This window comes from Lujinxingia litoralis (assembly GCF_003260125.1).
GTDB classification, from domain to species: Bacteria; Myxococcota_A; Bradymonadia; order Bradymonadales; family Bradymonadaceae; genus Lujinxingia; species Lujinxingia litoralis.
This window is the reverse complement of sequence record NZ_QHKO01000001.1, coordinates 779,853-800,885: the sequence shown is the minus strand read 5'-3', so window position 1 is coordinate 800,885 and position 21,033 is coordinate 779,853. Positions and strand designations below refer to the sequence as shown.

The following is a 21,033-nucleotide window of genomic DNA, read 5'->3' as shown; positions in this document are numbered from 1 at the left end:
ATGAAGATCGCAGAGATCGAGCCGACCCCCAACCCCAACGCGATGAAGTTCGTTTTGACCGAACCCATCACCTCGGGCTTTGTGACGCGTTCTTTTGAAGACTTTAATCAGGCCGAGACGGTCCCGCTGGCCAAAGCCATCTTTGGCATCGATCACGTGATCAGCGTGTACTTCGCCGATCGTTGGATCACGGTCACGCAGGACGGCAATGCGGAGTGGTCGCAACTTTTGCGGGCGGTCGCCGAGCCGATTCGTGCGGCCAGCTTTGAGGATGCGAACCCGGAAGGCGGGATCGGGGTGAGCGGCGACATGGAAGATGATGTCGACCTCCCCGGGATGGACGACCCTCGCATCCCCTTGATTCGCGAGACGATCGACGAGCACATCATGCCCTTTCTGGCGGGTGATGGCGGCGGACTCAAAATCATGGGGCTGATCGATAACCAGTTGATGGTGCGTTACGAGGGGGCCTGCGGGACCTGCCCGGCCTCGATGACGGGGACCTTGCTGGCGATCGAGAACCTCCTGCAGGTCGAGGTCGACCCGGAACTTTACGTGGCCACGGTCTAAGCAAGTCCGCTGGCAGGCTGGCGAGCAAGACGACGGTACCAGTAGGTCCAGAGCAGGTTGAAGGCTGCGAAGATCCCGAAGAAACCCCATCCCATCTGCGGCGCGCCCTGGACCATCGAGACTGCGATGCCCAGGGCTGCGCTGGCCGACCACAGCATCTTTACGCGCAGCATGGTCCGGTAGGATTCTGCCGGCCGGTCGCGTCCCAGCCAGGACTCTACGCCAATGCCAATCAGCGCTGCCCCAACCAGACGCGCGCTGATGGGATCGACGGACTCCCACCCGAGGGTGGTGAGGAAGGCGGTGGGGGCAACCATCAGGGGCAGGGCAAAGAGTAGGTCGGCGACGAAATGAACGATAAACCATCGGCGTAACGCGGCGGGGACGCTCATCAGCGGTATCCTGGCCAGGAGGCTACACGACCTCAGGGAGCGGGGGAGCGTTGCGTTTAGGAAGCTGCGCGCCTCGGGAGCTTGTCAACCCGGGGGGGCTTTTGATTAAGTGCGCTCCACGAAGTTGGATATCGCGGCCGCTTGACGCACCGCTTGTGACCCCACGACCTCAACCCCGGATAAGCCCATGAGCGCCAGCCCTCTTGCCCCGGATTACTCCAAGGACCCCATCGCGCTGACGCACCCGGTGCGTTTTGTGACGGCGGCCAGCCTTTTTGATGGTCATGACGCGGCGATCAACGTGATGCGTCGCATCCTGCAGGCCTCCGGGGCCGAGGTGATTCACCTGGGGCACAATCGCTCGGTAGCCGAGATCGTGAATGCGGCGATCGCTGAAGATGCGCAGGGCATCGCGATCAGCAGCTACCAGGGCGGGCATATCGAGTTTTTCAAGTACATGGTGGATCTGCTCAAGGAGCGGGGCGCCGGCCATATCAAAGTCTTCGGCGGGGGCGGCGGGGTGATCGTGCCCGAGGAGATTGCCGAGCTCGAGGCCTACGGGGTGGCGCGAATTTTTAGTCCGGAGGACGGCCGTCGCCTGGGGCTGCAGGGGATGATCAACCAGATGCTGGAGGCAACCGACTACGATACGGTCGCCGAGCAGGGGACGCCGGGGTTGGCCGCGGTGGTGGAGGGGGAGCCCGCCGCGCTTGCCCGGGCGATCACCATGGCAGAGCAGGGGCGCCTCGGAGCATTGGAACTCCCCGAGCCCGCGACCCGGGCGCCGGTGCTCGGCATCACGGGAACCGGCGGCGCGGGTAAGAGTAGCCTGACCGACGAGTTGATTCGCCGCTTCCTGATGGATTTTCCGGACAAGCGTATCGCGCTCTTGTGCGTGGACCCTTCTCGACGAAAGACGGGCGGGGCCTTGCTGGGCGACCGCATCCGCATGAACGCCATCAATGAGGAGCGAGTCTACATGCGCTCGCTGGCCACGCGCGCTTCCAAGGGAGAGGTCTCCGAGGCGCTCTCCGAGGCCATCGACGTGGTGCAGGCGGCGAGTTTTGATCTGGTGATCGTGGAGACAAGCGGGATCGGTCAGGGGGATGCTGACATCGTGGAGTATGCCGACTGCTCGCTCTACGTGATGACCAGCGAGTTCGGGGCGCACACCCAGCTTGAGAAGATCGGGATGCTCGATTACGCCGACTTCGTCGCGATCAACAAGTACGAGAAGGCCGGCAGCGAAGATGCGCTTCGGGCGGTGCGCAAGCAGCTCCGTCGCAACATGCAGATCACCTACGATGTGCCCGATGACCAGGTGCCCGTCTTCGGGACCATCGCCAGTCAGTTCGGAGACACCGGCGTCAGCGCGCTCTACCATGCTCTGGCCAGCCGCTTCTTTGGCGACTTTGAGTCCAGCTGGAGCTTCGACGGGCCCGTCAGCAAGAAGGCACATACGATTATCCCTGGCGAGCGCACGCGCTACCTGGCCGACATCGCGCATACCTGCCGGGGGTATCGGGAGTGGGCCGAGGAGCAGGCTCGGTTAGCCACCAGCCTCTATCAGCTTGAAGGGGCGGCCACCCTTCTTGGAGAGGAGAGCATCGAGGGGCTCGCTGCCAAACGCGATGAGCTTAAAGATCGGCTCGACCGCCGTTCGCTCAAACTTCTCGATGGCTGGGAGGAGCTCAAGGCGAAGTATCAGGGGGAGCACTTCGAGGTGCAGATCCGCGACCGGGTCAAACGTTTCGAGCTGACGTCGACCTCCCTCTCCGGCTCCAAGATTCGCCGGGTGGCGCTGCCGCGCTTTCAGGACTGGGGAGATATCGTGCGCTGGCAGCTCATCGAGAACGTGCCCGGGGAGTTCCCTTACACCGCCGGCGTATTTCCCTTTAAGCGTCGCGACGAGGAGCCCAAGCGCATGTTTGCCGGGGAGGGGACGCCTGCGCGGACCAACCGGCGTTTTCACTACCTGTGTGAAGGGGAGGCGGCAAACCGGTTGAGCACCGCCTTCGATTCGGTGACCCTCTACGGGGAGGACCCCGACCTGCGCCCGGACATTTACGGGAAGGTGGGCAACTCCGGGGTCAGCGTCTGCACGCTCGACGACATGAAGCGCCTCTACGCGGGCTTCGACCTCTGCGCTCCCAACACCAGCGTCTCGATGACGATTAACGGTCCGGCGCCGATCATTCTGGCGATGTTCCTCAACACTGCGATCGACCAGCAGTTCGAGCGTTTTGAGGAGCGCCAGGGCCGGGCGCCCAACACCGAAGAGGGGCAGGCCATCGCCGAGGAGGCGTTGCAGGTGGTTCGAGGCACGGTTCAGGCCGACATCCTCAAGGAGGACCAGGCTCAGAATACCTGCATCTTCTCAACGGAGTTCGCCCTGAAGATGATGGGGGATATTCAGGCCTACTTTGTCGATAAGAAGGTGCGAAACTACTACTCGGTTTCGATCAGCGGCTACCATATCGCGGAGGCCGGAGCGAACCCCATCAGCCAGTTGGCCTTTACCCTGGCCAACGGCTTTACCTTCGTGGAGTACTACCTGGCCCGGGGCATGAAGATCGATGACTTTGCCCCCAACCTCTCCTTCTTCTTCTCCAACGGCATGGATCCGGAGTACACGGTCCTCGGCCGGGTCGCCCGTCGGATCTGGTCGGTGGCGATGCGCGAGCGTTACGGGGCGAACGCGCGCTCGCAGAAGCTGAAGTACCACATTCAGACATCGGGGCGTTCGCTGCACGCCCAGGAGATTCAATTTAACGACATCCGCACTACCTTGCAGGCGCTCCTGGCTCTCTTTGATAACTGCAACAGCCTGCACACCAACGCCTTCGACGAAGCGATCACCACGCCGACCGAGGCTAGCGTCCGCCGGGCGATGGCGATTCAGATGATCATCAACCGGGAGTTCGGTCTCTCGATGAACGAGAACCCCTGGCAGGGCTCCTTCATCATCGATGAGCTCACCGACCTGGTAGAGGAGGCGGTGCTCCAGGAGTTTGAGGCTATCAGCCGTCGGGGGGGCGTGCTCGGGGCGATGGAGACTCAGTACCAGCGCAGCAAAATTCAGGATGAGTCGATCTACTACGAGATCAAGAAGCACTCCGGAGAGCTCCCGATCATCGGGGTCAATACCTTCCTGGCGCCCGAGGGGATGGATGGTGAGGACGAGCATGTCTTGGAGCTTATTCGCTCCACCGAGGGTGAGAAGCAGACCCAGCTCGATAACCTGGCGGCGTTTAAGGGGGACCATCGCGACCAGGCCACCCAGGCGCTTCGGCGTCTGAAGGATGTTGCGCTGAGCGACGGCAACATCTTTGCCGAGCTGATGCAGACGGTACGTGTGGCCAGTTTGGGCCAGATCACTCGCGCACTCTACGAGGTCGGCGGTCAGTATCGCCGCTCAATGTAAATGATAGCCGGGCCTCCTGGCCCCGGCGCTCTCCTACAGCGCCTCGCCCGGCGAGGCTGAGGTATTATGGTCGTCATTTCGGTCGAAAAGGTCGCTAAATCTTTTGGCGATCGCACCCTTTTTAAAGATGTGACCTTTGGGCTGGGAGTCGACGACCGCGTCGGCCTGCTCGGCGTCAACGGTGCCGGTAAGACCACCCTGTTGCGTATCGTCCTGGGGCTCGAAGCTCCGGATGAGGGGCAGGTCTCTCGGGCGCGCAATGCCCGGGTGGAGTACCTCCCTCAGGAGCCCGACCTGCAGGCCGGGCGCACGGCGCTGGAGACGGTGCTCGCCGACGGTCCGCAGTCCTTCCGGGTGGTGGAGGCCTATGAGGCTGCGTGTCGGGCGCTGGCCTCAAACCCGCAGGATGCTTCGCTGGTGGAGCGGGTCGCCGAGCTTGGCGAAGAGATGGACCGCGTCGGTGGATGGACCCTGGAGAACGAGGCCAAGACCATCCTCTCCCAGCTGGGCATCCTCGACCATGAACAGCCGGTGGATCAGATGAGCGGCGGGCAGCAAAAGCGCGTCGCTATGGCGCGCGCGCTGGTGCGTCCCAGTGACCTTCTGATTCTCGACGAACCCACCAACCATCTCGATGTCGAGACCGTCGCCTGGCTGGAGGGCTATCTCGGAGCGCGTAGTACCGGGCTCTTGCTGATCACCCACGATCGTTACTTTCTCGACCGGGTGGCCAACGTGATTCTCGAGCTGGCCGATCAGACGGTGTACCGCCACAGCGGAAACTACTCGGCCTTTCTGGAGTCTCGGGCACACCGCGAGGAACTCAAGCAGATCGCCGAAGCCAAACGCGTTCAACTCGCCAAGAAGGAGCTTGAGTGGTTGCGCCGAGGCCCCAAGGCGCGCACCACCAAGAGCAAGTCTCGCATCCAGCGCGCAGAGGCCCTCCTGCAGGGCGGAGTTAACCTCGATGAGCGCAAGGTCGAAATTGACACGGTTGAGAGCCGCCTTGGCAAGAAGATCATCCGCCTGGAAGACGTCTCACACAGCTACGACGACCGCGCGGTGCTACGAGATGTAAGTTACACCGTGGACCGCCGGGACCGGCTGGGGATCGTCGGTCCCAACGGCGCCGGAAAGTCCACCTTGCTCAACCTCATCGCCGGCCGTCTTCAGCCGCAACAGGGTCTGGTGGAGACGGGAGAGACCGTGGTGCTGGGCTACTTCGATCAGCAGGCCGAGGGCCTCGACCCAGATCTGCGCGTGCATGATTACATCACCGAGGTGGCGCACCGGGTGCCCACCTCCGAGGGCTTCCTGACCGCCTCTCAGATGCTTGAGCTTTTCCTCTTCGATCGCCAGAAGCAGTGGACCTACATCCACAAACTCTCCGGGGGAGAGCGTCGGCGCCTCTACCTCCTGCGTATTTTGATGGGGCAGCCCAACGTGCTCCTCTTAGATGAGCCCACCAACGACCTGGATGTCGATACCCTGACTGTGCTCGAAGACTACCTCGATAGTTTTGAGGGGGCCGTCATCACCGTGAGCCACGACCGCTACTTCCTGGACCGCACCTGCGAGCACCTCCTGGTCTTTGGGGAGGGCGGGGCGGTCGAAGAGATCCCCGGGAACTACTCCTTTCTGGAGGAGCGCCGTGTCCGAGAAGCCCGCGCCGCTCGCGAAGAGGCCGCGCGCCAGAGCCAGGTCGCCCGTAGTGAGGAGGCACCTGAGAGCGCCCCGGCTCAGGGCCCACGCAAGCTCTCCTACAAAGAGAAGCGCGAACTCGAAGCCCTGGAGCCACGTATCGCAGAGCTCGAAGAACGCCTGGCCACCATCGACCAGGAGATGGTCGTCTGCGCCACCGACTACGAAAAGATTGCCGCGCTCGACGATGAGAAGACCAAACTTTCCGGAGAGCTGGAGAACGCGCTGGAACGATGGATGGAGCTCTCGGAGTTGGCGTGAGCCCGGGGCAATAGCATCGCCCTCGTCGCCGGAACCCGGCCCGAGACGTCGCCGGGCTCTCGGAGGCCGACGCTATTGACCGCTGCGCTTCGAGCTGCGTAAAGTGTTCCTCTACTCAACAGTCGTACCGGGGGTAAGCGCCACGCAGCGGCTTGCGTCCGGTGAGGGTCGAGGCCGTACACAGGCGCTGACCGTCATGTCTCCATGAGAAGGGATGTCTGCTTCTGCAGTCCTGGGGTGTCGTCACGATATCGGGCCTGGCTCGACCGTATCGACGCTGCGCAATCCCGGCCTGCCTGGCAGGCTCGAACTCATGGAGAACTCCATGTTTTTTAGCACCCACGAAGCGATCAACCTCTATCAGCAGGGCAACGGCAGCATGGACTTCTGCCTGGCCGACATCGCCACCAAGGCGGAGCGCGCCGGGCTGGGCGCGGTGTGCGCCCAGGTGGAGCAGGCTCAGGCGGCTTGCTCCCGGTCGCAGAGGCTCGATGAGGCCTGGGCAAACACCCGCCATACCGGGCTGCCCAGCCGCGGGGCCGCCGCCAAGACCGACGTCCTGATCGATCGCACGGTGAAGCAGATCAGTGATATCGCGCAGACCTTCGCCTCGATGCACCGGGACTCTCCCCGCAAGGTCGCCGGCCAGCGTCTGGTCGACAGGGTCTTCCCCCGCGGAGTCTTCCCGATCACCTCCCAGCGCTTTGAGGAACAGCGCGTGACCGTCGACCTGATTCTGGAGCGTTTGCAGGGGGAGCTTGCCGATGACATCGCGCTCCTGGGGCTCATTGAGCTGGTCGAAGACCTCTCGGCCTACAACAAGACCTTCGGTGAGCAGCTCTCGGTGCATGATGACCTGCTGACGTTTGACCGGGTGGCGGATGCGCGTCTTGAGGCTCGGGAGGCCTATGCCGGGGTCATTGTGATGATTCTGGCCGGTACCCTTACCAATAAAGAGCTGCGTGCGGAGCTGCTCGCGTCGGTGCGCGACCAACAGGGGCGTCTGGCACAGCACTACCGGCGTCGAGGCAAGATTGCGGCGGTCGACCGGGCCGACGAAGAGGTGTCGAACGAGCCTCTTGGCGAGGGCGATGATATCGTCGTGAGCCCCGGGCCTGCTACAGATTGATCCTAGACCCTCTTCTGCGGGACTGAACTCACACGCCGGGCGGACTCGCCCGGCGTTGTTGATCGGGATAGTGGCAAGCGGTGGTAAGGGGGATCCTTTGTGGCAGGCCTGAACCTCGATTCGCTGCCGGGCCTGAGTGCACCGGCTCGAAGGTGAGTCCCGTCCGAAACGCTCCGATACCGGGTCGTCTGGTACCCAATCACCCGTTTGGGGGTGAGGGCGGCCCTGCCACCTGGGAGTTGACCCGGAACCTCGGCCAAGACCTTCCATCCGGGATGGCGTTCGGGTCTCACAACAGCGGGTGCCGGCTAGCGGCGTGCGCGACTCTATCCCTCACGTGGGGTAGGGGGCGGCCCTTTGCCTTGCCTCTCGGGTCCAACAGGTTGGGGAGCACCTCCACTCGCGTTGCGACTCAACACCCATCACCTGCGGTACACGACCCCTCAGGTTGCGACTCACCTCCGAGAACCAGCGCCGAAGCTCTACTTGTAACCCCTTGTCACACGACCCATACCCCGCCTTGCCGCCTCCCGGCATTGATTGCTACGATTCCTTCACGGAACCTCCCCCGAAAAGTGTAGGATTCAGCGCTCTCCTCAAGGCACGTCGCTCTCCCCCGGCGGCCCCCCCCTTCGCAACATATACAGGAACGCTCGATGACCGATCAGCTCCGCGCGCTTCAGGAACAGTTGGCCTCCGACCCGGGTAACCCCGATATCTTCAAGGCGTTCCAGTCTCTGTGCTGGGAAGCCGGCCTCTGGCGCCAGGCCCTTGATGTGGCTCGCCAGCAGGCTCAGGTGTCCACGCTCAGGCCGGATTATGCGGCCATGGCTACGAGCCTCCAGGACATGGCCAATGACCTGGAGCCCGGGCCCGAAAAAGCCCAGGTTCTGCTCGCGCTGGGGGACCTCTTTATCGAGGAACTTGCTCAAAGAGCCGAAGCCATGGAGGCCTATCAGGCCTCGTTTAAGGCTCACCCCGAAGATGCGCTCCCCTTGCAGCGCGCCTCCGCCATCTACCTCGAGTCGCGGGAGTGGGATAACCTGCTGACCACGCATCAGATCGAGGTCCGCATCGCCTCCGATGAAGCCGAGCGCGAGCGCCTGCTCATCGCGATCGCTCAGATCAAGGCCGAGCATCTCAAAGACCTCGAAAGCGCCACGGACACGTTGGCCCAGATCCAGGAGCCGGGTCCCCTGGCGCACCAGCTTCAACAGCTCTATGCGCGGGGCGGTACCGTGGCCCAGGCCATCGCCGAGGCCGACGAGCTGGCCGCGGCGTTGCTCGACGAAGGGGAGGGCGCGGACGCGGCGATGGCCTGGTTGGAGGCCGCTCAGCTGGAGTACGATCGCCTCGATTCGAATCCTCAGCAGGCGTTGGTCTACGCCCGAAAAGCGCTCTCCGCAGATCCCGAGAGCGAAGATGCCGCGCTGGTCCTGGAGGAGCTTCAGAGCGAACTCGCTGCTTCAGATGCCCTCGATGCCGACGAGCAACCCGCGGACAACGTGGACGCCGCCGATGACGAACCTGACTCGCCGGCTCCTCGCAGCGTGAAAGGCTTCTACCAGGCGATTCCTGCGTTTGACGGTGGCATCGACGCGGCCCGAGAGGCGCTCCAGGCCGACCCCGCCAACGTCTCGGCGCTGGCCGCGCTGCGTGCCCACCTGCGCGAAGAGGGCGATCTTGCTCAACTCGCTCAGACCCTCGAACACTCCGTGCGTTACCTCCGTAAGCGCGATGGGGAGTGGGAGGTCATGACCGAACTCGCCAGGCTCTACTGGCTCGAGCTCGGAGACGACGAACGCGCCGAGTACTTCTTCAAACGCCTCAAACTCCTGGATGAGGCCCACCCCGATGTCTTTGCATTCTACGAGGCCTACTTCGAAGACCAGGGCGACTGGCGCAAGCTCTTCTCGCTCCTGGCTTCCCGCGTTTCCCAGGTCGATTCGCGCGAGGAGTCCTGGCTCATCGCCGAGAGACTCTCCGAGATCGCTGAAACCCAACTCGGCAGCGCCGAGAAAGCCATCGACGTCTGGAAAAACTTCCTCCGGGAGTACGCCGGCGACGAAGAAGCTCGCCGCCGTCTGCGCCACCTCTATGAGGACCACGGCAAGTGGAACGCCCTGGTCGACCTGATCAAAGACGAGGTGCGAGAGCTGGAGGCGTCCGGTGACGCCAGCACGGCCGAACGCATCGCGCTCTACGAGGAGATGGCCGACATCTACCGGGTGCGCCTCAACCTCGATTCCATGCTCATTACGATCATGGCGCAAATCCTGGAACTCGACCCGCTCAACCCTTCGGCCTTTGGTCAGCTCCGAGACCTTTACGAGAAGAACCGGCGCTTCAATGACCTGGCTGGGCTTCTCTCGGACGCCGCCGAGCGCAGCGTGGAGCAGGGCGATATTGGCATGGCCGTAGGCCTGCTCCTGGAGGTCGCCGACATCTGGCAGGAGCGTCTTAATAACGTCACTCAGGCCATTCCCTATCTGGAGCGTGTCGTCGCCATCGCTCCGGAGGAAGTCCCGGTGCGTGACCGCCTGCGCACCATCTATGAGCAGCGTCGTGACTTTCGCTCCCTCTTTGATCTGGAGGTCAAAGAAGCAGTCCTCGAAGTCGGCGACGAGCGTCAGCGCCGCCTGGGCGAGCTTCTGGAGATGGCTCGTGAGAAACTCCGCGACCCTGAGCGTGAAGCGCATGTGCTCGAAGCCCTCATCGAGACCGAACCCTCCGAGGTCCTCCTTGACGATCTCCAGCGCGCCTACCGCCGCCTGGAGCGGTGGTCCGCGCTCGCTGCACTCCTGGAGTCCCGCGCGCCGAGCTTTGACCCCGATAAGGCGCTTGCCACCCGGGAGGATGCCGCGCGCCTCTACCAGGACCAGGCCCTCCAACCCCATGAGGCTGCCAGGGTCTGGCAGAGCGTGCTCGACGAGCATCCCGACCACTCCGAGGCCTTCGAGCGCCTCAGCGCAATCTTTGGCCAGACGGCCCAATGGGACCTGCTCGAAGATCTCTTCCTCGACGCCGGCCGCGCCCCCGAACTCTACGAACGCCTCTCCGAGCTGACCGAGGGGCTTGAGGACGGTGTCGTCGTAGAACTTCGAGAACGTCAGGTGCGCATCGCCGACAACGACCTCGACGACCCCGAACTCGTCATCCATGCGCTGGAGGATGTCCTCCTGCGCGCCTCGGACGACTCCGCGCAGGCCCTCGTCTACGAACGCCTCCTCCCTTATTTCTGCCGGGCCGAGAAGGTCGATGCCGCCCTTGAGGCTCACCACTTCCTCCTGGCCCGCCAGGAGGATGCTGGCTCACGTGTGCAAACCATGATTGCCCTGGCCGATCTTGAGGCCAAACGCGACCAGCCTGATCAGGCGCTGGGCTGGGCCTTGAAGTGCTTTGAACTCTTCCCGGCAGACCTCGAAATTCTCGACGCCTCCACCGCCTACGCGCGTGCGGCATCCATGGTGCAACCCCTGGTCGACGCCTGGCTGGACAGGGCCCAGAGCCTCGAGGACGCCAACGCACAGGAGACTCTCTTCTTGCGCGCCGCCGCCTTGCTGGCTGGCGACCTCCAGCAGATCGATGACGCCATTCACTGGTACGAAGTGCTGCGCGAGCGCCGTCCCGAATCCATCGAGGTGCTCGCTGCCCTTGACCCTCTCTACCAGGAGGCCGGGCGCGCCGATGATCGCATCCTCGCACTTCGCGCCCAGATCGACCTGCTGATTGAGGCCGGGGCCACCGACTCTGACGTCGTGGACCAACTCTCTAAGATCGCCGACGTTCAGCGAACCCTTCTGGGCCAAAAGGAAGAGGCCCGCCAGACCTACATGGAGATCCTCGACCGCGACCCCGACCACCTGGGAGCACTGCGCGGGGTCAAAGAACTCCATCGCGCAGACGACCGCTATCAGGATGTCGCCGAGTACCTCATGCGGGAGATCCCCCTGGCGGTCTACGAGGGCCCCGATGCAGTCTGGGCCGCTCGGATGGAACTCGGTGACCTGATGCGGGACCACCTCGAGGACCAGCACGGTGCGCTGCGCGCCTATGCAGAAGTCCTGGGGGAGAACCCCGCACATGAAGGCGCCCTCAACGCGGCCCGCCAGTTCCTGGCCCGCGATGACTTCGCCCGGGATGCGGCCATGCTTCTGGAGCCCATCCTGCGCGACCAGGCCAGCTATGAGCCCCTGGCCGAAGCGCTTGAGGCTCGCCACCGTGTCTGTCAGGACCCCTTTGAAGAGCAGGAGATCCTCGACGAACTCATCCCGCTCTATGCCGACGAACTCAACGACGTTCCAACCGCCTTCGAACGCGCCTGCCGCCAATTCCACATCGATCCCGAACGCGATGATATCTGGTTGCGCGTCGAGCAGCTCGGGGCGCGCCTCAACCGCTGGTCGTTGATCGAGGAGATGTTCACCGCTCAGAGCCCGCTCGAAGGTCATCTCTCCCCGACGCGCTTTGACCTCCTGCGTCACCTGGCCGCCATCCGCGAACATCAGATGCAGGACCGCGAGCGGGCCCTCCAGGCCTGGGAGCGCCTCCACGCCTACGACCCCATGGACCTGCCCACCGTAGAGGCGCTGGAACGTCTCTACCGGAAGGAGGCCCGGGTCAACGATCTGGTCGAGATGCTGCGCAAGCGCGCGCTGCTCGTGGACCTGGATGACGACCGTATTCGCTTTCTCCTCGAAGCCGGAACCCTCCTCGAAGAGGCGCTCGACCTCCCCGTCGACGCCACCGAGGTGTTCCGCGAAGTGCTCGCCATGGACCCGGAGCACGAGGAGGCCGTCGACGCCCTGGAGCGCCTGTTGCGCACTCAGGAGGCCTGGCACGACCTCGATGCCTTGCTCGCCGAACAGGCCGAACAGACACTGCAACCCGAGCGTCGTCGTGCCTTCCTCTTCCGGCTGGCCACCCTGCGATTCGAGCAGCTGGAAGATCTCTCCGGGGCCCTCTCCATCACCATCGACCTCCTGGAGGACAACCCCGGCGATGATGCCGTACTCGCCTTTGCTGCTCGCCTCGACCAACGCCTGGCCGAGGATGGCTCCTGGCCCCAGCTCCGTACCGACCTCGCCACGACCCTGGAGCCCATTTACCGACTTCGTGGGGAGTATGAGCGCTTAGACCAGGCCCTCAGCGTTCGCCTGGACATGAGCCAGGACATCTTCGAAAAGCTCGAAATCCTGGATGAACTCGTCGGATTGCGTCAGAAGAAGCTCGCCAGGCCGCGTGATGCCTTCGACGCCGTGGCGCAAGCCGTGCGCCTGCAGCCCGATGATGAAGATCGGCGCAAACGCCTCATCGAGTTGGCCAACGCCGTAGATGCCCTCGACGAAGCCGCCCACACCCTGGAGCAGGCCGCGGCCGAAGCCGACAGCTTCGCCGCCGGGGCCATCTGGAAGCGCGTCGGACAACTGGCAAGCCAGAAACTCAACGACGCTTCCCGCGCCATCGCAGCCTTCGAGCAGGCCCTGGAGCTCGACCCCAACGACCTCGGCGCGATGGAAGCCCTGGAGCGTCTCTTCGAGGCCGTCGGGGAGACCGAGAGCTTGAGCGCTATCCTGCTGCGTCAGGCGGACGTCGCCGACAGTGCTCAGCGCCTCAAACTCCTGCGCCGAGTCGCCATCCTCCAGGAACAGGTCCTGCATCTGCCGGTGGATGCCATCGACACCAACCGCCAGATCCTGGAAGCCGCTCCCGATGACCTGCAGGTCATGGAAGCCCTGGAGCGTCTCTATGCTGCGGAGGCTCAGCACTTTGAGCTGGCAGAACTCCTCCAGCGAAAGGCCCTGACGGTCGAAGAAGGCGCGGCTCGCATCGGCGTGCTCGCCAGGCTGGCCGAGGTCTATGAGCGCGACCTCAACGATGTCGAAGAGACCGTCGCCACCTACCGCCGTATGCTGGCCGACTCCCCGGGGCATCTCCACTCCCTGGCTCAGCTGGACCGTATCCTCTCGGCGGAAGCACGCTGGGCCGACTGGGTCGAGGTTGCCCGACAGCGCCTCGACAGCCCCGCAGCCCGCGACCCCGACCTGCGCCTGGAACTCGAACTCAAACTCGGTCAGACCCTCGCCGGCGAACTCTTCGCCGTGGAAGAGGCGCTGAGCGTGTATCGAAGCATTCTGGGCCGCATCGACTGCCAGCCCGACGCGATCGAACGCCTGGAGGCGCTCGCTCAAGACGACGCCTGGATCGAAGAGGTCGCGCCCGATCTGCGCGAGGTCTACCGGCAGCAGGGACAGTGGCAGAAGCTTCTCGACCTGCTCGAGCGGCTCAGCCTTCAACTCCTCGACCCGGCTGACAAAGCTACCGCGCTCTTTGACCGCGGGGTTATCGCTCGCGACCGCTTCGACGATGAGGCACACCTCGCCATGAGCTGCTTCGCTCAGGCCTGGATGCTGGAGCCCGACCGTGAGAGCTACGGGGAGGCGCTGATCTCCCTGGCCAGCCGAAAGGAAGCCTGGGAGACGCTGACTCAACATCTGCGCGAAGTGCTCGAACGGGCCATCGAGCCGGCCCGAATCCTCGACCTTAACCTCAAACTCGCGGTCATCTTTGGCGATGCACTCGCAGATGAGGTGGAGGCTGAGATGCACCTGCGCGAGGTCCTCGCCATGGAGCCCGGTCACTCCGATGCGCTCCCGGCGTTGATGGCGCTGCTCGACCGGCAAGAACGCTGGCATGACCTCATCGAGATCTTCGAAGAAAGGCACGAGGTGCTGCTCGATTCCAAACCCTCGGAGTCGCTGACCTACCTGCGCAAGATCGCCGCGATGCAGGAAGAGCAGCTCCAGGACGCCTTCGCCGCCGTAGAAACCTGGAGACGTCTGAGCGCGCTGGAGCCTCGCAGCCCGGAAGCGCGTCAGGCCCTGGTCCGTCTGCTGGAGAGTCAGTCGCGCTGGGACGAGCTCGCCGACCTCTACACCGACATCGCCGCCGCCTCGAGCCTGCCATCCGAAATCCTCCAGGCCGAACTGGCCCTGGCGGACCTCTGTCGAGGCCCCTTGGCCGAGATTCAACGGGCCGTCGAACTCTACGGCCGGGCGCTGGAGATTGATGCCGGGCACCCCTATGCCATTGATGCTCTGGAAGGTATCTTTGCCGAGCATTCCGATTTCCGAAGCAGCGCCGGGGAGTTCCTGGAGCCGATCTATCGCGTCCGCAAAGATCGCCCGAAGCTGGCACAGATTCTCGACGCGCGCGCAGCTGCCAGTGACGATACGGCTCAGCGTCTAAACTGGCTGCGCGAACTGGCGCAGATCGTCGACCGCGAACTCGACGACCCGGCGCGTGCCTGGGATGTGCACCGTCGCATCTTCGCGTTGGCTCCCGCCGATGAACCTGCTCGCCAGGCCCTGGCTGAACTCGCCAGTCGGGTGTCCCCGCCTCAGGCCGGCTGGGAGGCGCTTGCCGAACACTACGACACCATTCTGCGAGAGAGCTATGAGGTGGACGACGTTCTGCGGTCCGCGCTGCGCGTAGAGCAGGCCGAGATCTTTGCCGATCGTCTCATGGACACGCCTCGCGCCCGGCAGGCCATCGACCTGGCGATCCAGGTCGCCCCGGACTTTGAACGCGCCCTCGATCTCCGTGAGCGCCTGCTCGCCCGGGACGAAGACTGGCAAGCCCTGGTCGATCACTATCGCTTCCTGGCCGAACAAAAACCCGACGCCGGCGCACAATGGCTCGAAAAGCTGGCGCTCCTCTTCGAAGAGGTCCTCGGAGACATCGAAGCCGCGGTCGATACCTACAACATCCTTTTGGAACTCGACCCCGGCTCAACCTCCTACCGCACCTCGCTGGAGCGCCTTCTGGGGCAGGTTGAGCGCTGGTTCGACCTGGCCGAAATCTACCGGTGGCGCATCGACGACGCGCTTGACCCGCGTGTCGTGATCGAGAACCGCTTCAAGCTCGCCAGACTCCAGGAGTCTCAGCTCGATGCCCTGGAAGAAGCCATCGCTTCTTACCGCACCATCCTGGAGGAAGAGCCCGCGCATGGTCCCTCCGTTCGCGCACTCGAAGGACTACGTCACGATCTCCAGCGACGTAGCGGCTCCTGGGAGCACCTGCGCCTGCAGCTGGTGGACCTGCTCCTCGAAACCTATGACGAGGACCGCGCCTGGCAGCGTATCGACGAACTCCTCGAAGAAAAGGTAGCCCTCCTCGAAGACGTCGACCAAAAGGTCCAGACGCAGGTCGAGCGCGCGCAGCTCATGCTCCGCATCAGCGAAGACAACGTCGAGCGCGCTCGCGCGCTGACGACCCTGGCCCGGGCCTATTGCCTCGACCCCTCCAACGCCGAGATCGAAGAGCTCGTCGAGGTCCTGGCCACCGACCTCGACGCCTGGCAGCGCGTCATCCCCATCTACCTCAGCGCGCTGGAAGGCTCCGATGACGTCGCCCACCAGGGACGCCTCCTGGCGGCCGTCGCACGCATCTACGAAGGCCCCCTCGAAGACAAAGAGAGCGCCATCGCTGCCTACCAGCAGAGCGTGGAGATCTCCCCGGACGCCGAGGCCACGCTCTCCAAACTCCAGCAGCTCTACGGTGAACTCGCCAGATGGGAGCCCTTGGTCCTGATCTTGGAGCGTCGACTCGAGGACACCTACGACGCTGAGGAGCAGCGTAGCCTCCGCATACGCATCGCCCGCATTTACGATGAAACGCTGGCGCGTCCCGACCAGGCACTGCGTCTCTACGAAGAGCTGCGCCAGGAGGACCCCACCGACCTCAGCTTTGTCGTCGTCATGGAGCGGCTCCTGGAATCCCTCCAGGACTGGGAAGGGCTGGAGGCGCTGCTTCTCGACAAGCTCGGCCTGGTCGATGGCGACACCCTCCGCTCCCGGGCCTTTCATCGCCTGGGCGAACTCCGCCGTGATCTGCTCAATCGCCCCGATGATGCCATCGCGAGTTACTCCGATGCGTTGGCCCTGAACCCCGAGGACACCCTCGCTCTCGACGCGCTCATCGATCTCTACAACGTCCATGAGCGTTGGCCCGAACTTCTCGACGCGCTCATCGCTCGGCAGCAACTTCACGACCCCGCCGAACACGACGCCATCACCGCTCTGCAGGTTCGACAGGGAGACGTGCTGGCCGAGCACCTCAACGACCCTCTGCAGGCCCTGGAGTGTTACGCCTCGGCGTTGGCGCTGGACCCCCAGAACTACCTGGTCCGAGGGGCGCTCTTCCGCTTGATGACCCGGCCCGAAGTCCTGGTCTCTGCCGGGCAGGCCCTCCAGCAGGCCTACCGTGCCGGTGAAGAATGGGATGAACTCGAAGCACTCTACGAGCGCATGATCGAACTCATCCAGGTACCCGAACAGCGTGCCGGGCTCTACATCGACCTGGCTCAGCTTCAGATCGATGCCTTTGAACTCCCCGTTAAAGCCTTCGCAACCCTGGGCCGCGGGCTGCGAGATGTGCCTCAGGTGGACTTCCTCAGGGAGCAACTTCAACTCCTGGCCCAACACCTGGGCTACGAAGATGATCTCGTCGCGCTCTACGAAGAGGCCCTGGAGCTGGGAATCGACGATCTTGAGGTGCGCCGTTCCATGCACCTGGCCGCCGGCCAGGGCTATGCCCAGAGCATGGGAGACGCCGAGGAAGCCATCCGACACTTCGAGGCCGTGCTGGAGATCGACGAGTATGACCTCGACGCGCTCCGCTGGCTGGATCGCATCTACCAGGCCCTGCAGAACTGGGAGAAGCTCACCGCCGTCCTGCGCAAGAAACAGGCGGTCGTTGACGGCGAAGAACTCCTTCAGACCAACTTCCAGCTCGCCTACCTCCTCGAAGTCGCCTTTGAAGAGCCGCTGGAAGCATTCGACCTCTATCGCCGGGTGCTCCTGGAAGACCCCATTCACAGCGGTGCCATCGAAGGGCTGGAGCGTCTCAGCTCGGTTGAGACCCTGCAGGCCGACATCCTGGAGCTTCTCGAGCCCACCTATCGCGAGGCTCAGGACTGGGAAAAACTCACGCGTCTCTACCTCATGAAGCTCGAGGGCGTGGAGTCGGCCGCCGAGCGCGCTGATCTCCTGCGTGAGGTCGCACAACTCGAATATGAGGAACTCGATAACGTCGAGGCCGCCTACGCTCACTGGGGCAGGGCGCTTCGAGAAGACCCTCACGACATTGATGTTCAGGAGAAAATCGAGGCCATCGCGCGTGAACGCGGGCTCTTCGAGGCCCTGGTCGTGCTCTACGAAGATATCGTCGAATCCCTCAACGATCCGGTCCGGCAGCTCGAACTCGCCGAGCGTGCCGCCGGCTGGGCCACCGAGATTCTCCACGACGACCAGCAGGCCGCCGCGCTCTACCGAGTGGTCCTGGCTGTGGAGCCTCGACATCCCGAAGCCCTCACCAACCTCGAGCGAATCGCGCGACAGCAGGGCGACGATGTCAGCCTGGAAGCCGTCCTCTCCGCGCGTCTCCAGTCCTCCTACGATGCGGCAGAACAGGCTCAGATCTACGCCGAACTCGGCAGGGTGCGGCTTGGACTACAAAACCACGCCGGTGCCATCGAAGCCCTGGTCGGATGGACCGACCTGGAAGGCGATGATCACGAGGTTCTGGAAACTCTCTGTGGGCTCTACGAAATCACCGAAGCATGGCACGACCTGGCCTCGACGCTGGAGCGCCTCCTCACCCGCGTTGACGAAGACGCCCATCGCCTCGAACTCCTGAATCAGCTGGGTCAGGTGTGCGGTGAGCGCCTCGGTGAGCACGCCGATGCACTCAGCGCCTACGAGCGCGCGCTGGAGTTGGCTCCCGAGGACCCGCAAATCCTCCGCGCCCTTGAGGAGGTCTACCAGGGCCTGGGAGACTTCCAGGCGCTTCGTGACCTCCTGGCTCGCGAACTCGAACAGGCCGATAGCGAACAGGAGACCGTGCGTCTTCTCCTGCGTCGTGCGCGTCTGCGCTACGACGTCGACGCCGACGCCAATGCTGCCATCGACGACTATCAGGCCGCGTTTGCGCTGCGTGATGATCACCCCGACGTCATTCAGGCCCTCGGAGAGCTCTATCGCAAGGAACGCCGCTGGGACGAGCTCCTCGCCATGCATCGCCTTCACTTCGATCGCGCGCCCGATCAGGAGGCCCAGGTTCACCACCTCCTCATCATGGCGCAAATCTGCCACGAGGAACTCCAGCAGCTCGACCAGGCAGCCGGCTTCGCGGGTACCGTCCTGGAAGCCGACCCCCATCACGGCGAGGCCCTCGACAGGCTGGAGGCGATCTATCGGGCCCAACAGGCCTGGGAGAATGTGATCGCCGTCATCGATCGCCGCATCGAATCCTGCGATGACCAGGCCCGCTATGACCTGATGCTCCTACGCGCCCATACCCTGGAAAGCGACGCCGAATCGCCCGAGCTGGCGGCCGAAACCTACCTGGCCATCCTCGACGCGTTCCCCGCCGATCAGGCCGTCTTTGAGAAACTCGATGCGCTTTACCTGCGCGCTCATGATCACCAGGGCGCCTACAACCTGCTGGCCCGTCGTGCACAACTTGCCGAGGGCGATGACCAACGTGTGATGATCTTGCTCCAGATGAGCGAGCTGGCTCGCACCTCTCTCAATAACGACGCACTCAGAATCGCTCCCCTCGAAGAGGCCCGCGGCCTGGCTGGCGATGATTTGAGCGTCGTGGAGCCGCTCCTCGATGCCTACATTGAGGGAGGCCTGCTCGAGAAAGCCGCGCCTCTCTTGAACTCGGTGATCGATTCCCTGCTGGAGGCTCGCCAGATGAAAGACGTGGTGCGCTTCTACCACCTGCAGGGCAAGCTCGCCGAGCAGGGCGGTGATGAACAGGCCGCCCGTCAGGCCTATGAGGCGGCACATAAAATCGATGCCACGTACATCCCCAACCTCCTTAGCCTGGGCAAGCTCTCCTTCCGAAGCCAGGACATGGAACATGCACTCAAGATCTTCCAGATCCTGCTCCTGCATCAGATGAACATCAAAGACAACTCGGACAAGGTCGAGGTCTACTACCATCTGGGAGCGATCCGTCAGGCCACGGGCGACGAGCGGGGAGCTCGGGACATGTTCAAACGCGCGCTGCGCGTTGATGCCGGGCATGCTCCCAGCCAAGAGGCCCTGGATGCCCTGGGCGCCTGAGCCCGAAAGCCCCTTGCAAGCCGCATAAAAAAGCCGCCCGTTAAGGGCGGCTTTTTTATCGACTCAACATAAGCTCACTTCACTCGCTTTGAGGCATCGGCGCCAGGCGTACCAACTCGACACCGTTCATGGTCAGGGTTCCATCAGCACCGTTGTCGACGACCGTCAACTCCTGAGTCTCCCCCGAGCCCAGGCCAAGGATCATGCGGCCACCGGGCTTGAGCTGCTTCACCAGCGCCTGCGGGAGTTCCGGCGCGGCGGCGCTCACGATGATCCGATCAAAGGGGGCCCCGGCCGGCCAGCCTTCCTGCCCCTTGGCGCAGTGAACCTCGACCTGGTCATAGCCCTGGCGCGCCAGGCTATCTCGGGACCAGTTGGCCAATTCACAATGGTGCTCAACCGCAACGACCTGCGCTTTTATCTCGGCTAGGACGGCGGCCTGATAGCCACTACCACTACCCATCACCAGAATACGGTGGTCGGGTTCGACGCGCCCCAACTCGGTGATCATTCCCACCAGGTAGGGCTGCAAAGCGGTCTGCCCCTTACCGACGGGCAGCGGGGAGTCCTGATACGCGCGGGGCCGGACCGGCGCCGGAACAAACTGGTGGCGTTCCACCCGACGCATGGCGCCGAGCACGTTGCGATCCTTGATCCCCCGCGCCGCCAGCTGCTCATCGACCATTCGGTCGCGCTCTGCCTGGCGCTCGCCAGCGTCGGGGGCGTCGCTCGGGGCGATGGTTCCCATCTTGCCCCCGGACTCTACAGACGCCGCCGGGCCGCTCTCGGTAGCCGGGCGCTCACAGCCTCCGAGGACCAGCGGGGCAACCAGGGCAGCTGCCACCGCCAGGACGATGTGCTTCAGAAAGGGGCCGGACATAGAAGCCCTCGCAGATAATGTGCTCAGTGGGAGAGCAGGTCTTCAAGCAGAGCCAGAGTGCAGCGCTCGACCATCTCGAAGACCTGTTCAAAGTGTTCGGTTCCGCCGCCCCAGGGATCCGGAACGTTCTGGCCGCGAAGCCTTTCCTGCGGCTCAAAGTCCCGTAGCAGCAGGAGCTTCTTTCCATGTGTGCCGCTCAGCGGGCGCGCGTGGGTCAGATTGGAGCGGTCCATCGCGACCAGCCAGTCGAAGGCGGCGAAGTGGGAGCTGGACAGCTGCTGGGCCCGTTGATGCGAGATATCCAGTTTCAGACGCTCCTGCGCCACACGAACACTCCCCGGATCCGGTGGCTCTCCTACATGGTAGGCGCTGGTGCCGGACGATTCGATGTGGAAGCGCGTCCCCAGATCGCGCTCCTCGACATGGTAGCGAAAGAGGGCCTCGGCCAGCGGAGAGCGGCAGATATTTCCCAGGCAGAAGAACATCACCCGGGTTGTCGGGGCCGATAGACTCACAGGGCTCTCCGGGCACAGAAAGACGCG

8 protein-coding genes are annotated in these 21,033 nt (G+C 63.7%); 5 read left to right on the top strand and 3 right to left on the bottom strand.

Going from position 1 to position 21,033, the window contains the following annotated elements; all coding sequences use genetic code 11:
* Complete coding sequence (locus DL240_RS03300) at positions 1-570, top strand: NifU family protein (protein ID WP_111728423.1); 570 nt, start codon at positions 1-3, stop codon at positions 568-570.
* Here DL240_RS03300 and DL240_RS03295 read toward each other — a convergent pair.
* Complete coding sequence (locus DL240_RS03295; protein ID WP_111728422.1) at positions 567-962, bottom strand: hypothetical protein; 396 nt, start codon at positions 960-962, stop codon at positions 567-569. The two genes, DL240_RS03300 and DL240_RS03295, sit on opposite strands and share 4 nt — an antisense overlap.
* A gap of 187 nt (positions 963-1,149) precedes the next feature.
* Between DL240_RS03295 and icmF the strand changes: the two genes are divergently transcribed.
* The 4 genes from icmF to DL240_RS03275 all read left to right on the top strand — a co-directional run bounded on the left by icmF (position 1,150) and on the right by DL240_RS03275 (position 19,611).
* Positions 1,150-4,386 carry a fused isobutyryl-CoA mutase/GTPase IcmF gene (icmF, locus tag DL240_RS03290; protein WP_111728421.1) on the top strand — a complete coding sequence of 1,079 codons (3,237 nt, stop codon included), beginning with the start codon at positions 1,150-1,152 and terminating at the stop codon, positions 4,384-4,386.
* Positions 4,387-4,452: 66 nt separating this feature from the next.
* Positions 4,453-6,348, top strand: coding sequence for an ABC-F family ATP-binding cassette domain-containing protein (locus DL240_RS03285; protein ID WP_111728420.1), 1,896 nt, complete (start codon positions 4,453-4,455; stop codon positions 6,346-6,348).
* A 214-nt stretch (positions 6,349-6,562) separates the two neighbouring features.
* Entirely contained in the window at positions 6,563-7,477 is a 915-nt protein-coding gene (locus DL240_RS03280; protein ID WP_146618070.1) for a hypothetical protein, read from the top strand.
* A gap of 656 nt (positions 7,478-8,133) precedes the next feature.
* Positions 8,134-19,611: a tetratricopeptide repeat protein gene (locus tag DL240_RS03275; RefSeq protein ID WP_111728418.1), complete on the top strand. Its 11,478-nt coding sequence runs from the start codon at positions 8,134-8,136 to the stop codon at positions 19,609-19,611.
* 79 nt (positions 19,612-19,690) lie between these two features.
* On the opposite strand, the gene DL240_RS03270 is transcribed toward DL240_RS03275, so the two are convergent.
* On the bottom strand, positions 19,691-20,491 hold the full coding sequence (locus DL240_RS03270) for a protein-L-isoaspartate(D-aspartate) O-methyltransferase (RefSeq protein WP_111728417.1): 801 nt from the start codon (positions 20,489-20,491) through the stop codon (positions 19,691-19,693).
* Positions 20,492-20,514: 23 nt separating this feature from the next.
* A complete protein-coding gene (locus DL240_RS03265) occupies positions 20,515-21,006 on the bottom strand; it encodes a low molecular weight protein-tyrosine-phosphatase (RefSeq protein WP_199589720.1) in 492 nt (163 codons plus the stop codon).
* Between the last annotated feature and the right edge of the window lie 27 nt (positions 21,007-21,033).